The organism is Streptomyces sp. NPDC032198 (assembly GCF_040636975.1).
Lineage (GTDB): Bacteria > Actinomycetota > Actinomycetes > Streptomycetales > Streptomycetaceae > Streptomyces.
Genome location: NZ_JBEZVL010000017.1, coordinates 103,134 through 114,956, shown reverse-complemented (window position 1 = coordinate 114,956; position 11,823 = coordinate 103,134). Strand labels below are relative to the sequence as shown.

Here is an 11,823-nt window from a genome sequence, read left to right as displayed (position 1 = left end):
GCCGGGCCGATGATGGCGCTCAGGCGACCCCCTCTGCCCTCGGTGATCGACGCGGTGGCCGCCGCGGCAGGGAGTGACGGGGGGGAAGACCATGATGGGTGCGGGCCGGCGCCGGCTGTGGCTGACGATGGCTGTGGGCGGGATCGGGCTGAGCTTGTACGCGCTCTGGCTGACCGTCGACGACTTCCGCGACCGGGCTTCCAGCGAACGCGACATCGCCGCGGCCTGCGACCACTTGGTGTCGGGGGCGCAGGTGATGGATCTGCAGGGCGGCATGGTCCGAGCACGGTCCGACGACGATGACGATTACCGGCTCGATGCGCGGCATCTGCCCAGCGCCTGCACCATCTACAGGGTGAGTGGCTCGCGGGAGACATCTGTTCCGGCTGATCGTCGAGAGCAGCGATGATGCCGAGCCGGTGAACATGATCGGCAACGGCTCCCCGTTCTTCACCCGCGACGGCTCCTACCCGAAGGGCAACGTCACCGCGGCCGCCGACCGCGAGCCTGAAGCATGGCCGCTGGGCGACGGCACGCTGGGCTCCTACACGAACATCCGCACCACCATCCGTGCCGAGTGCCGGCCCGCCAGTGGCAAAGCGGTGCCGAGGCCGCTGCACGTGACTGCCGTGGGCCGGTACCCGGAAGTCTCCGCAGAGGACCGCCAACGCCTGGCCCGCTCGGCCATGCAGCAACTCACCCCACGGATCGGCTGCCGGACCCAACTCCCTTCCCTGTCCGCTCGGATGACCGCGGTCTCCCTGAAACTGCGCCCGGCCGCCTCGGCCACCGGCTCCTGCCGCTGGGCCGGCCAACTGGGCAAGGAGCACGGCCCAGGCCGACTGCCCGACCGCGCTCTGACGATCCCCGCCCGTGAGGCGAACCCCGTCGAAGGCTACCTGCTGGCGGTCGGCCCCGTTCGGGTCACGCCAACTCCGTGGGTTACGACGCGACGGGCGACGACGTAAGACTCGAGCCGGGTACGGCAGGAGGCGGCGACGGTATCTGGTGGGCGTCCTCGATCTGCGACGGCAAGCCCGCACTGCACGCCCTCACGGCCGACCGCCTCTACAGCGACGTCCTCGGCTACAAGGCGCGCCGCTCCCTGTTCCGCGCCTACGTCGACGACATCACCACTCGACGCGGCTGTACCCACATCACCTACCCCGCCGCCAAGGACTTCCACGACCTGTGAGCGCCCCGCGCCGGTGAGAGGCCTGCCCGAGGTACGGGTCAAAGGGGCAACAGGATGGATAGCGGCCGTGGGGACGCGGTTTGTGACGGTTCTTGTGAGCCCTCGCCGTATTGCAAGGGAATACCCGCGCTGCTCTGCCAGCGGCAGAACAACGGCTGGACCGGGCTCGACGATCACTACAGTCCCGTCTCATGACGACGATTACGACGCGTACGGTCGCGTACCCGGCCGACGGTCTGACGATGATCGGGCACCTCGCGCTCCCGGCAGGTGTCGACCGCCGGCCCGCGGTGCTGCTCGGACCAGAGGGCATGGGGCTCAGTGACGTCGAGCGCCGCCGGGCCGATGCTCTCGCCGAGCTGGGATATGTAGCGCTGGCCTTCGACCTCCACGGCGGGCGTTATGTGGGTGACCCCGAGGAGATGCTGGCCCGTTGCATGCCGCTGCTCTCTGATCCCGACCGGATGCGGGGCATCGGCCATGCGGCGCTCGACGTGCTGCGCGCCGAACCGCGGACCGATTCCGACCGGATCGCCGCCATCGGCTACGGCACCGGGGGCGCCATCGGGCTGGAACTCGGGCGCGACGGCGCCAACCTGCGCGCGATCGGCACAGTCAACGCAACTACCACGGGCCGACCGGGCGAGGCAGCGCGCATTCGCTGCCCGGTGTGGGCCGGGGTCGGGTCACAAGACCCGATCATGCCGCCCGCGCAACGCAACGCGTTCACCGCTGAGATGCAGGACGCGGGCGTCGACTGGCGCCTCACGGTCTATGGCGGCGCCTTGCACGCCTTCCACCACCCGCCGGTCGACCACCCCACGGTCCCCGGCGTCGGCTACCACCCACGGCACGCGCAGCGCGCCTGGCGCGATGTAGTCGACCTGCTCGCCGAGTGCCTGCCCGTGACGGAGGATTTGGGGACATGACCCAGGCGAACGTCGAACGGCGCAGGCCAGCAGTGCTGTTCTCCCTCCACGCCCGCCCTCACCGCTCAACCGAACGGACACTCACGTGAAGGTCTTTCGCGATCATCGAGTTCTTCTCGCCCTGCTCAAAATGCCCGAGCGCCGTGTCCCGTGGCACGGGGGCACCTGACAGGCAGGCGTAGCCGGTAGCGTGATCGCCTAACGCGTGGAAAGCGAATGCAGCCGGCCGGCCCCGGACAAGAGACTTGGGTGGCGGTGGCGAGCGATGGGACCGAGATGAGCGAACCGACCAAGCCCACCATCACAGTTCCGGAAGGTGAAGCACCCGCCGAACTGACCACCCGGGACCTCGTGGTGGGAGACGGGCCCCAGGCCAAGCCGGGCGCAGTCGTGCGAGTGCACTACGTAGGAGCCACCTTCGCCTCCGGAAAGGAATTCGACTCGTCCTGGGAAGAGGACCGGCCGTTCAAGTTCGCCCTGGGCGGCGGCAGGGCCATTAAGGGCTGGGACCGGGGAATCCGAGGAATGAAAGCCGGCGGCCGACGCGAGATCATCATCCCCCCGCGCCTCGCCTACGGCCAGCAATCACCCTCCACGCTGATCCCCGCAGGCTCAACACTGATCTTCATCGTGGACCTGCTCTCGGTCGCCGACGGCACCACCCCAGCACGCCCCGGCCCGGCCCGCGCGCCCGGACCGTCCTGAGCCCGACGCCCCGGTGTCAGCAACCTCGATCAGCTGCCCGGGGCCCTTCGAGCACCGCGGAACAGGCGCAGCCGAAGGAGCACCGGCAGCCAGCACTCCCGCGCCGCTGTCCGCGCAACCGACCCTGCCCTCCCAGGCGCCCATGCCTGCATCCCCACTTTGCCCGACCACCGATCGGCGGCACACGGACAGTCCACGAACCTCCGTCGGCCACGGCGGCACGACCTCCTCCCCCGAGTATGCGTACCCAAGTGGCGAGGAGGCCGCGCCGCACGCGGCCGGGGTCGGCACGCAGGCCGTCTGCGGAAGGTGACTGGGCGCCCGGCGGTGGTGTGCGGGGGTCAGCGGACCTTGGTCAGCTCACCCTTGTCCTGGAGGGTGGCAACCCCCTGGGCCCACAGGCTGTTGACCCGCTGGCGCTCCTGCGCGTTGGGGTAGGCGTTGGTGCAGGACGTGCCGGGGCCGCCGCCCGACATCAGCTCGCTGCACGGGCCCGAGTAGTGATCGGGCAGACCGAGCACGTGACCCGTCTCGTGGGCCGCCACCCGCGTGGAGTTGTACTGCTGGTTCTGCCGGTAGTCCAGGAAGATGTACCCGTGCCCGCGCCCGTCGGTGGAAGCGTACGAGCCGCGCGAGTCGTTGCCCTCGCGGTACTCGAAGTCCGCGCTCGAACTGGTCTCCTGCAGCTTCACGTTGCTGACCGAAGAGTTCCATATCTGCGTGCTCTGCGATATCTGGCTGCGGAAGCTCGGCGCCCGCGACGTGCGGTAGCGCACGGTGACGACCTGGATGCCCGGCTGCGCCGCCTGCTTCTTCAGCGCCGACTTCATGACAGCGTCGAAGAACTCCCGGTTTGCGGCCTGCTCCTCGGCCGAACCCGCGTACGCCGACGTGGCGTTCACGGAGGCGGCCTTGACCGCGTCGGGCGCGGGCGCTGCGAACGCCGAGGGCGCGGCGGCCAGTGAGCCGACCATGGCGGCGGCGCCCAGGATGGCGAGGAGGCTGGTGCGGGATCTGTTCATGGGGGTGTGTCCCTTCCGGATGTCCGGTGGCCGGGATGGCCAGTGGCCTTGGGGGGCCGGGGTGTCCGGGAACCTCGGGAGCACGAAGGCGCCCCGGATCCCGGGACCGGAGGCACGCGGGTGCGGCCTGTGGTCGGGACGAGTATCGAGAAGGGAGGGCTCGTTCGCACCGATACCATCCGGCGATAGGAGCAGAGCATCAACTGGTATGCGCCATCGGCGACTTGCCACCCCGCATGCCCGGCGCTGCGCCTGTCAGTGACACCCGGCCCGGTGGATGCCACGCGCGCAGAAGCGGCACAGGCCCAGGACAGTGGCGGCGATGGGTGTCGCAGATTTCCATCCCCTGGGTGCGGTGGGGGCATGAAGCGCGATGGTGCCGCCGCGAGATATCCGACGCGATCGTCACCGAGCGCGGCATCCGGCAGCGGCCCCCTCCCCGCCGACGACCTCAATGGTGGCGTGTACGGAAAACGAGCTCTGTCCCTGATCTGTGCCGGCCAGTGGGGCATGAAAGCTGAGCTACTTCGCTCCCCGCTCGGTGGGCCTCGCCGACTCACGGCGCAGAAGCTCTTCGGTGGAACAGTCCGAGTCATCATCAACTACCAGGCAGAGGTTGAGCCCTTGCCCGTCTCGCCGGACCTGAGCCGACAACAGGCAGGTGTCCTCCGCCCCGTCGATGTTCAGCGCGACCGTGTCGCCGCTGGTGGCCGCGTCATCGACGACGGAGAGACCCACCTCGTTCGGCGGGGTGAAGAACTTCCAGTTCCCGGCCGCCGCGTCAGGGCACGCTGCCCCTCCCAGCACCGCGCTGTTCAGCCTTTCCCACTCCATGCTGCCGTCGGCGCCCAGGCGAAGACGTTCGCCGCCCGCATTGCTCCACCCTCCCGCGAGCAGCGACCGATCAACGCGGGCCGCCTCTCCGCCCGCGTGGGCGCAAGCAACGCCTCCCCATGCCAAAACGGCGACCAGAAACAACCATCGCCTCACTGAAGCGTTCACTCATATCCCCACCCCGGGCCAGCCAGAACACACTCACCATAGAGAGCGCCCACAGGCCCTTACACAGCAGCCGGTGGTCTCACCAAATGGGAGCGAGCGCATCCGTTCCGGCTCGCCCCCCGGGCGGACGCTTCGCACGCTGCACCAGCCGGGCAAGACCTGCCTCGGCGCGGGCCCGTCCACGCTGGACACCGGGCACGGTGGCCATCGTGCTGACGACCGGGGGCTGGAGGCCGGTGTCTGTGATCCTGCTGTCGGCGGCCACCGGCCGAGCATCACCGTCTCCCCGCTCGCTCCCCTCCCAGCACTGCGTCGAGAGGGACGCCGGCCCGCTGTCTGGTAACCGTTGGCCGGCATAACCCGTCCACACCGGCCAACGGTTACGGGACAGCTCTTCAGGGGAGCTGCTTCAACCGGTCTACGATCGCCCAGTCCACCACGTGCGACAGCTGGATGTACGTCTTGTCGCCGGAGGCTGAAGTCCGCTCGTCACGGAAGCCCAGGAATTCGTAGGATTTCGCGTCGAAGATGAGGTACCTGCCCTTCCCCAACGGACTCTTGGGGAAGGAGATCCCCACCCCCATGCGCCCGGCGGAGTCCTTCACCCCCGCAATCGCCTTGACCCCGGGGATCAGGGCCAGCGCCTCGTACGCGGCCGGACGCAGCCCCTGGGGCAACACCGGCGACTTCAGGAGCTCACCGAGCATGAAGTAGGCGTCGAACCACTCATGTGCGGTGAAGTCACTGAGGCGCATGCTGGACGTTCCGACACCGACGATGACCGGGATGAGCTTCTTCGGGTCGGTGGGCAGCTTCTTCAGCTTGCTCCACTCCCGAGGGGGCCACACGCCTTCGCCCTTCTTCAGGGGCTCTTCCCAGATCACCCGGCCGAGCTCCATGGTCAAGGAGCGCTTGGAGCCGTCCACCGAGTCCCAGTTGACATCCTCGTACGTCTTGACCGCACCGGTCTTGCGCTCCGTCTCCTTGATGATCCGCTTCGAGTAGACGAACTGGTCGTCGCGCGGCGCCACGGTCTTCTCGTCCTCACCCGTCTGCGCTGCTGCACCGTTCAGTACCGTTGCGGCACTGACGTTGCCCATCCGCGGGCTCGCCGCGCCCGGTGCGCGGTCAGCACGGTCGGGGCGATCACCCTCGGCGGCACCGTCCTCGGTCATCAGCACCGCCGTTCCCGTCACCGCCACAGCGACCACTGCGGCGGTCGCGAGGCGCAGCGCGTGGCGGCGGCTGGGGGCACTGTCGGGGCGGCGCTGCACGTGCGCCATCGTGTTGAGCAGCCGGTGGCGGGCCTTCACTCGCGCCGCTTCGCTCAGCGGGGCCGTGTCCGCGTCCCAGTCCCGCAGGAGTTCGAGTTCGTCAGTCATGGCCGGGTACCTCTCGCAGTAGTGTCGGATCGGATCCGCCCAACGCTTCGCGGAGCTTGCCGCGAGCCCGGTGCAGCCGTGATCTGACCGTGCCGATGGGGACATCGAGGGCCTGGGCAGCCTCCTCATAGCCGAGACCGCCCCACGCCACCAGCAGCAACACATCCCGGTGCCGCGCGGGCAGCGCGGCCAGCGCCCCCGCCAACTCCTGGCGCAGGGCCTGTGCCCCCACCCGTGCCGCGGCCCGGTCGGCCAGCGGCTCCTCATGATCGGCAGGAGCCGGGATACGGGCCATGGCTCTGAAGCGCCGGGCCTCGGCCCGCCGGTGCCGGCCGACCAGGTTGGTGGCTATGCCGAACAGCCAGGGCCGGGCACCCTCGCCCGTGGCCCGCGACGGGTCATACCGGTGCCTTTGCTGAAAGGCGGTGGTGAAGGTCTCCGCCATGAGGTCATCGGCCGGCTCACCGCCGAGCCTGCGGGCCAGATAGCGGTGTACCGCATCCGCGTACCGGTCGAAGAGCACGGCGAATACCTCGGGCTCATCCCGGGACCGCGCAATCACCGAGGCATCACTCTCCGCCCCCGCGCGGACACCTGGCTCGACGGTCATCGGGGCTCCTCTCATCCACCACAACACGCTCCGAAAGCTTGGGCTCACACCTCTCCTTCGCCGCTCACCCCCATCGAGTTCCCTCCAGAGCCCTGACACCTGTCCTTCACTCGCTGCTCCCCCGGCCGCTGATCTGCGCCAGCGGGCGGCGCCGGCGCATCGCTGTTGAGACGACGCCCGGCCAGAGCGCCCGGGAGCAACCGCTGCTGGTCAACCTCGTTGCGTCCCTCCTTGCCTTTCTCCTCGGGTGGCTCATACGCACTCTGGTCGCCTACTTCCAAAACACACGCCCGTCGCTCGCCTGTGGCGGGTGAACCGTCGTTCCCCCGTGACGGCCGTTGTCGGTAGCGCCCATGATCGCGAGGCGCTCAAGGAGATGGTGTCGCTCACCGAGCACGCCGCAGGTCCGGCCAAGCCGTCGTACCGATGTGCGCCGAACCGGTCGCGTAGGCATACGTCCCTAGCTACGCTTTCCACACGGCTGGTGACAGTCTGTCGGCCTGGAGCATCGGGGGAAGCATGGCGGCTGAAATCCGGGTCGAGACGGTTACGGTGGAGGCAGGAACTCGCCAGATCTCCAACCGTGTTCGCACCAGTGCCGCTCTCCACGAGCGTGCGGCGGAGCTGGAAGAGGCGATCACGCAAGCCGCCTCCATCGCGCAGGATTCTCTGTCACAGGTTCCGCAGCGCAACGGCTGGCAAGTGGCCAGTATGGAGGTGACATTCGGACTGACGCTGGCCGCGGAAGCCGGGGTGCTGCTCAGCAAGGCGTCGGCCGAGGCATCCTTCGAAGTCAGCCTGACCGTGGAACGGGTTGCGGAGACCCAGTGACAGATGAGGCCTACTGGGTCGAGCTCCACGTGTCCCAGCAGCGGCTCGGCGCAGGCTTCCTGCTGACGCGCCGTTTCGTTCTCACCGCACTCCACTGCCTGCGTGGTCTGGCCGCGTCGGACAGCCAGCTGGACGTTGTCCTAGCGGACGGCAACAGTCTTTCCGGTCGGGTATGTCAGTACGACAAGAGCGCCGATCTGGCTCTGATCATGCTTTCTCCCGCTTGCGGGGTCAGCGTCCCCATCCCCCGAGCCGGGGTCGCCTTCGGCGGGGACGGCTGGCATGGGCCGTATCGTCCCGCACAGATGGAGGCACAGCTATCCGGCCGAGTGGATCACGGAGCAACCACGTATGAGTGCGAGGGTGGAGCCGTCATCGAGGCCTTGCAACTGACGGTCGAGCAGCATCTGGGGGACTACTCGGGCTACTCCGGAGGGCCGGTGGTCAAAGGCGGGCCCGAGGATGAGGATCCCGTCGTCCTCGGCATTCTCCTGGAACAACTCCCGAAGCGCGGGGCAGTGGGTGAAGCGGCGAACGTGCTTTTCGGCGCTACGGTCGGCGAAGCCATGCGCCGCTTCGACCACTTCGACGTGGAGCATCTCATCGACGTTCTACGTCCCAGGAATTCGCCGCCTCACCGCGTAGAGCGAGCCCAATACAGCACGGGTGATGCAGCGGTCGAGTGCTCAGCCATCGACGCGGCCGCGGCATCGGTGGAGTCGTGGTTCCGGCAGATCGACATATGGGCCAGTCGCCAGGTCCTTGATCCAGCACAGGTCGCCGACCTCAAGTTCGTGGCCGCCAAGGCTGCCATCGAAGGCCGGCTGGGGAAGGACACGGCATGACCGGCCTCTGGCAACAGGCCATCACGGAAGCCGAGGACGCTCTGCGGGGCCAGTTCGGGGAACGCCGACGCGCCCTGGCAACCGTGGAAGACCTGTGCCGTGATCCCGACGTACTGCGGCACCCCGGCATCGGCAAAGACGTCGCGCGGCTGTCAGCACTGCTGGAAGCCCTCGGCTGCAGCGGCGAGGTGCACACACTCCTTGAACACGTGGTGTCCCGACTCCTGTGGGACCCGAAGGCGTTGACGCTGCCAGTAGACATCAGGAACGAACTGGCCGCCGCACTGTCAGAACGCGGCTGTGTCGTGGCGGCCATCACCGTGTTGTCGACGACAGCGGTCCCCGGGCCGCACAGCCTCGGGGGCCCGGCCGGCGCCTCCGACGCTCGGTCGCTGGCGAACCTCGCGGCGCTCCAATTGCGTATGGGGCACCTTCCGGCGGCCCGGACCCTCGCCGCGGAGGCCTCGGGCATGCTCGATGTCCTGGACAACACATCGCGACGTCACGTGCGGCACCGCGAGGTCCGGCTGCTGGCGCAATCAGTACTCTGCGAGGTGAGCCGCCGCCAGGGCGACCACGCTGCCGCAGACCGCATGCTGGACGCACTCGACAGCAGCGTCCGGCGTCTGGTGCGCGACCTCGGCGGCGACCACCCCGCCTCGCTCTCCGCACTGGTCGCTCTCGCCCAGGCCGAATTCGCCTCGGCTCTCGCCGCGCAGGACCAGGACCGGATGCAACGATCGACCGATGTCCTTGCCATTGCCGCGCAGAAGTCCTCCGCGACATTGGGTACGCGCCACCCCGTGAGTCTGACGAGTGCAGATGGCCTGGCCACGGCCGGCCTCCACCTCTCACGGATGGCACAAGAGAGGACGAGCCTCGACGCAGCGCAAGCGGCAGAATCCTCGGCACGACCGTCCGCGCCCGGCCCGGCAGCAACCGCCGAAGACCACGAGCAGGCCGATCGGCCGACTGCGGACGCACCGATCCGGCGGCCGGTGGAGCGACGCAGCTCGTCACCAAGGCGAGCACCTTCGGAAGACGCAGATAGGGCACGGCTTGCCCCCGCAGCCTCCCTGGCCACGGCCCTGCAGCGGGCCCCGCTGGCACGTCCCGGACGCCGCCCGGGTCGAGCGGGCATCAGAGACGTTGCGGCGGCCGCCGGGGTCTCCATCACGACCGTGTCCGATGCATTGAGCGGCAAGGGCCGGATTCCCGACGCCACCCGGCGCCATGTCCGAGAAGTCGCCGACCGGCTCGGCTACCGCCCCTCGGCCGCGGCCCGGATGCTCCGTACCGGCACGTCAGGGCTCCTCGGCCTGACCGTGACCACGTACGGAGAGGAGCCCTTCACCTTCACCGAGTACTCATGCTTCGCCGAGATGACCCGCGCCGCCACCTCGGCCGCTCTCGCCCGCGGCTATGCCCTCGTCACCCTGCCCGCGGCCTCGCGCCACGACGTGTGGTCCAACGTGGCTCTCGACGGCACGGTCGTCATCGGCCCCTCCGACCAGGATCCCGTCGTCAGTGAACTGATGCGGCAGGGACTGCCGGTCGTCTCCGTAGGCCGTCCGGCCGGCGCACCCCAGGTCACCGCCTGGGTCGACAACGACCACGAGGCCGCCGTACTCGGCGTCCTCGACCACCTGGCCGACGCCGGCGCCCGCCGCATCGGCATGCTCACCGGGACGACCACGGACACGTACACCGGCCTGTCCACGACCACATACCTGCGCTGGTGCGAGCGTGTGGGCCAAGACCCGGTCTATGAGTCCTATCCCGCACACGATCCGTGCGCAGGCGCCGTCGCCGCCGACCGGCTCCTGGCTCGCCCCGACCGGCCCGACGCCGTCTACGGGCTCTTCGACCCGAACGGCGCCGATCTCCTCGCTACCGCCCGGCGCTATGGACTGCGCGTCCCGGACGACCTGCTGCTCGTGTGCTGCAGCGAGTCCACCATGTACGCCACCACCGAACCGCCCGTCACCACACTCTCCCTCAAACCGAAGCGCATCGGCACGACCGCGATCCAGCTCCTCATCGATGCCATCGAGGGGATCGAGTCACACCAACCGGTCGAACACGTGATACCGACCGAGCTCATGGTGCGCCATTCGTCGCGACGTTGAATTTGCCCCACCTTCCCCACGGTCGAGCTCCGCGCCCTCGGGTCCGCTTGGCCTGCAGGCACCTCAGCTTGACGGCGAGCGGGGAAAGCGGTCGCCGAGGACGAAGCCGACGGGCCGGGACTCACTCAGCACCCTGCCGAGCAGGGGGTCACTGGACTCCCGGCCCTCGCTGCGGCGGACCGAGCCGTCCTCGTTGATTCGTTGGCCCCGGCATCTTCGAGGCCCCCCCGCTGCCGCGGGCCGCCTCACCGGCCGAGGATCGCCTCTGCCCGTTTGATCGCTTCGCTCTGGTAACTCGCCAACTCGGCCAAGACCGCTTGGTCCTTCTTGGGAAGAGTGGCGATGAGTCCGCGTCGCACCCGCACAGCTGCTCCGGGGACATCAGCCTCGATGGCGCATTCTCCGTCTGCCACGGCGACCTGTTTCTCGCGCTTCCGGAATTCTTCCTTCGACGACCCCTTTCGGTGTTTGTTCTCCAGGAAGCGCCGGTTGAGTGAATCTCGCGCCTCCTCTGGAGTCCGGTATGCGTGTCCGCGTGCCGCCATGCACGAACGCCAGGCAGACATCGCGGCTGTGTACTCCCGGGCTTTGGGCACCTTGGCGTCGAGGCGGCCGTTGAGGGCTTCGGGTGTGTAGTACATGCGGGCCCACACCGTGACGTCGCCGGTCAGAGCGCGGCGGGCCTCGGCGTCGCAGCCCTGGCGCCGTACTCGTACGGTCCCGGTGCCTGTCGAGACGTCGTCGCCAGAATCCGCCGGGCCGGAGAAGGCCAGGTCGAAGGAGCGTTTCCGGTCCGGTGGCAGGGCGGTGTAGTACGGGGCCGGTGGCGGTCCCGACTGCCGGGGAGTGGCGGAGATGGCGTAGCCGTGCCTCCTGCGGCCGGGGAGGTCAACGACCGCGGCGGTGTCGTCGAGCGACGTGGGGAGCGGGGCCCGTTTGGCGGGGTAGGTGAAGCCCTTGTCCTTCATGCACCGGTGGACAAGCTTGTTGACTGCCGTATCCAGGGTCTGCTGGGCTCGCGGCCAACTTCCCGACCGGGTCACCATGTCTAGCGCCTCGGGGCTCAACCGCCCGCTGAACGCGGGCGGCTTCGGCAGCGGCTTTGCCGCGGTGTCCGGCTGCGCCGAGGCGCAGCCCGGCACCCAGGCCAACTCCGCCCAGAGGTTCGCCAAC

13 protein-coding genes are annotated in these 11,823 nt (G+C 68.9%); 8 read left to right on the top strand and 5 right to left on the bottom strand.

All coding sequences use genetic code 11. The annotated features are described in order from the left end of the window. Positions 1-91: 91 nt before the first annotated feature. The 5 genes from AB0E78_RS36165 to AB0E78_RS36145 all read left to right on the top strand — a co-directional run bounded on the left by AB0E78_RS36165 (position 92) and on the right by AB0E78_RS36145 (position 2,829). Entirely contained in the window at positions 92-409 is a 318-nt protein-coding gene (locus AB0E78_RS36165) for a hypothetical protein (protein ID WP_361842106.1), read from the top strand. After that, positions 360-968, top strand: a complete 609-nt coding sequence (locus AB0E78_RS36160) for a hypothetical protein (RefSeq protein WP_361842103.1) — start codon at positions 360-362, stop codon at positions 966-968. Before AB0E78_RS36165 ends, AB0E78_RS36160 begins: the two co-directional genes overlap by 50 nt. Continuing rightward, positions 938-1,195 (top strand): hypothetical protein, encoded by a 258-nt coding sequence (locus tag AB0E78_RS36155; RefSeq protein WP_361842100.1) that lies wholly within the window; start codon positions 938-940, stop codon positions 1,193-1,195. The genes AB0E78_RS36160 and AB0E78_RS36155 overlap by 31 nt, the downstream gene beginning before the upstream one ends. A gap of 191 nt (positions 1,196-1,386) precedes the next feature. Further along, the gene (locus AB0E78_RS36150) at positions 1,387-2,124 is read left to right on the top strand and encodes a dienelactone hydrolase family protein (RefSeq protein WP_361842098.1); all 738 of its coding nucleotides are present in this window, start codon (positions 1,387-1,389) and stop codon (positions 2,122-2,124) included. A 276-nt stretch (positions 2,125-2,400) separates the two neighbouring features. Continuing rightward, positions 2,401-2,829 carry an FKBP-type peptidyl-prolyl cis-trans isomerase gene (locus AB0E78_RS36145; protein ID WP_361842095.1) on the top strand — a complete coding sequence of 143 codons (429 nt, stop codon included), beginning with the start codon at positions 2,401-2,403 and terminating at the stop codon, positions 2,827-2,829. Between the two features lie 341 nt (positions 2,830-3,170). Here AB0E78_RS36145 and snpA read toward each other — a convergent pair whose 3' ends face one another. From snpA to AB0E78_RS36125, 4 genes are all read right to left on the bottom strand, one after another. Beyond that, complete coding sequence (gene snpA / locus AB0E78_RS36140) at positions 3,171-3,851, bottom strand: snapalysin (RefSeq protein WP_361842093.1); 681 nt, start codon at positions 3,849-3,851, stop codon at positions 3,171-3,173. 522 nt (positions 3,852-4,373) lie between these two features. Then, a complete protein-coding gene (locus AB0E78_RS36135; RefSeq protein WP_361842090.1) occupies positions 4,374-4,853 on the bottom strand; it encodes a hypothetical protein in 480 nt (159 codons plus the stop codon). A 395-nt stretch (positions 4,854-5,248) separates the two neighbouring features. Then, on the bottom strand, positions 5,249-6,235 hold the full coding sequence (locus AB0E78_RS36130; protein WP_361842087.1) for a CU044_5270 family protein: 987 nt from the start codon (positions 6,233-6,235) through the stop codon (positions 5,249-5,251). Then, positions 6,228-6,845: an RNA polymerase sigma factor gene (locus tag AB0E78_RS36125; protein ID WP_361842085.1), complete on the bottom strand. Its 618-nt coding sequence runs from the start codon at positions 6,843-6,845 to the stop codon at positions 6,228-6,230. The genes AB0E78_RS36130 and AB0E78_RS36125 overlap by 8 nt, the downstream gene beginning before the upstream one ends. Positions 6,846-7,364: 519 nt before the next feature. On the opposite strand from AB0E78_RS36125, the gene AB0E78_RS36120 reads away from it, so the two are divergent. From AB0E78_RS36120 to AB0E78_RS36110, 3 genes are all read left to right on the top strand, one after another. Then, entirely contained in the window at positions 7,365-7,676 is a 312-nt protein-coding gene (locus tag AB0E78_RS36120; RefSeq protein ID WP_361842082.1) for a CU044_2847 family protein, read from the top strand. Continuing rightward, positions 7,673-8,521, top strand: coding sequence for a trypsin-like serine protease (locus AB0E78_RS36115; RefSeq protein ID WP_361842079.1), 849 nt, complete (start codon positions 7,673-7,675; stop codon positions 8,519-8,521). Before AB0E78_RS36120 ends, AB0E78_RS36115 begins: the two co-directional genes overlap by 4 nt. A gap of 1,088 nt (positions 8,522-9,609) precedes the next feature. Beyond that, positions 9,610-10,650 carry a LacI family DNA-binding transcriptional regulator gene (locus AB0E78_RS36110; RefSeq protein ID WP_361842402.1) on the top strand — a complete coding sequence of 347 codons (1,041 nt, stop codon included), beginning with the start codon at positions 9,610-9,612 and terminating at the stop codon, positions 10,648-10,650. Between the two features lie 245 nt (positions 10,651-10,895). Here AB0E78_RS36110 and AB0E78_RS36105 read toward each other — a convergent pair whose 3' ends face one another. Further along, on the bottom strand, positions 10,896-11,618 hold the full coding sequence (locus tag AB0E78_RS36105) for a hypothetical protein (RefSeq protein ID WP_361842076.1): 723 nt from the start codon (positions 11,616-11,618) through the stop codon (positions 10,896-10,898). Positions 11,619-11,823 lie beyond the last annotated feature (205 nt).

Coding starts and splice junctions, on each gene's coding strand:
- AB0E78_RS36150 (WP_361842098.1), top strand. CDS start 1,387: ATGACGACGATTACGACGCGTACGGTCGCGTACCCGGCCGACGGTCTG.
- AB0E78_RS36165 (WP_361842106.1), top strand. CDS start 92: ATGATGGGTGCGGGCCGGCGCCGGCTGTGGCTGACGATGGCTGTGGGC.
- AB0E78_RS36125 (WP_361842085.1), bottom strand. CDS start 6,845: ATGACCGTCGAGCCAGGTGTCCGCGCGGGGGCGGAGAGTGATGCCTCG.
- snpA (WP_361842093.1), bottom strand. CDS start 3,851: ATGAACAGATCCCGCACCAGCCTCCTCGCCATCCTGGGCGCCGCCGCC.
- AB0E78_RS36105 (WP_361842076.1), bottom strand. CDS start 11,618: ATGAAGGACAAGGGCTTCACCTACCCCGCCAAACGGGCCCCGCTCCCC.
- AB0E78_RS36120 (WP_361842082.1), top strand. CDS start 7,365: ATGGCGGCTGAAATCCGGGTCGAGACGGTTACGGTGGAGGCAGGAACT.
- AB0E78_RS36130 (WP_361842087.1), bottom strand. CDS start 6,235: ATGACTGACGAACTCGAACTCCTGCGGGACTGGGACGCGGACACGGCC.
- AB0E78_RS36145 (WP_361842095.1), top strand. CDS start 2,401: ATGAGCGAACCGACCAAGCCCACCATCACAGTTCCGGAAGGTGAAGCA.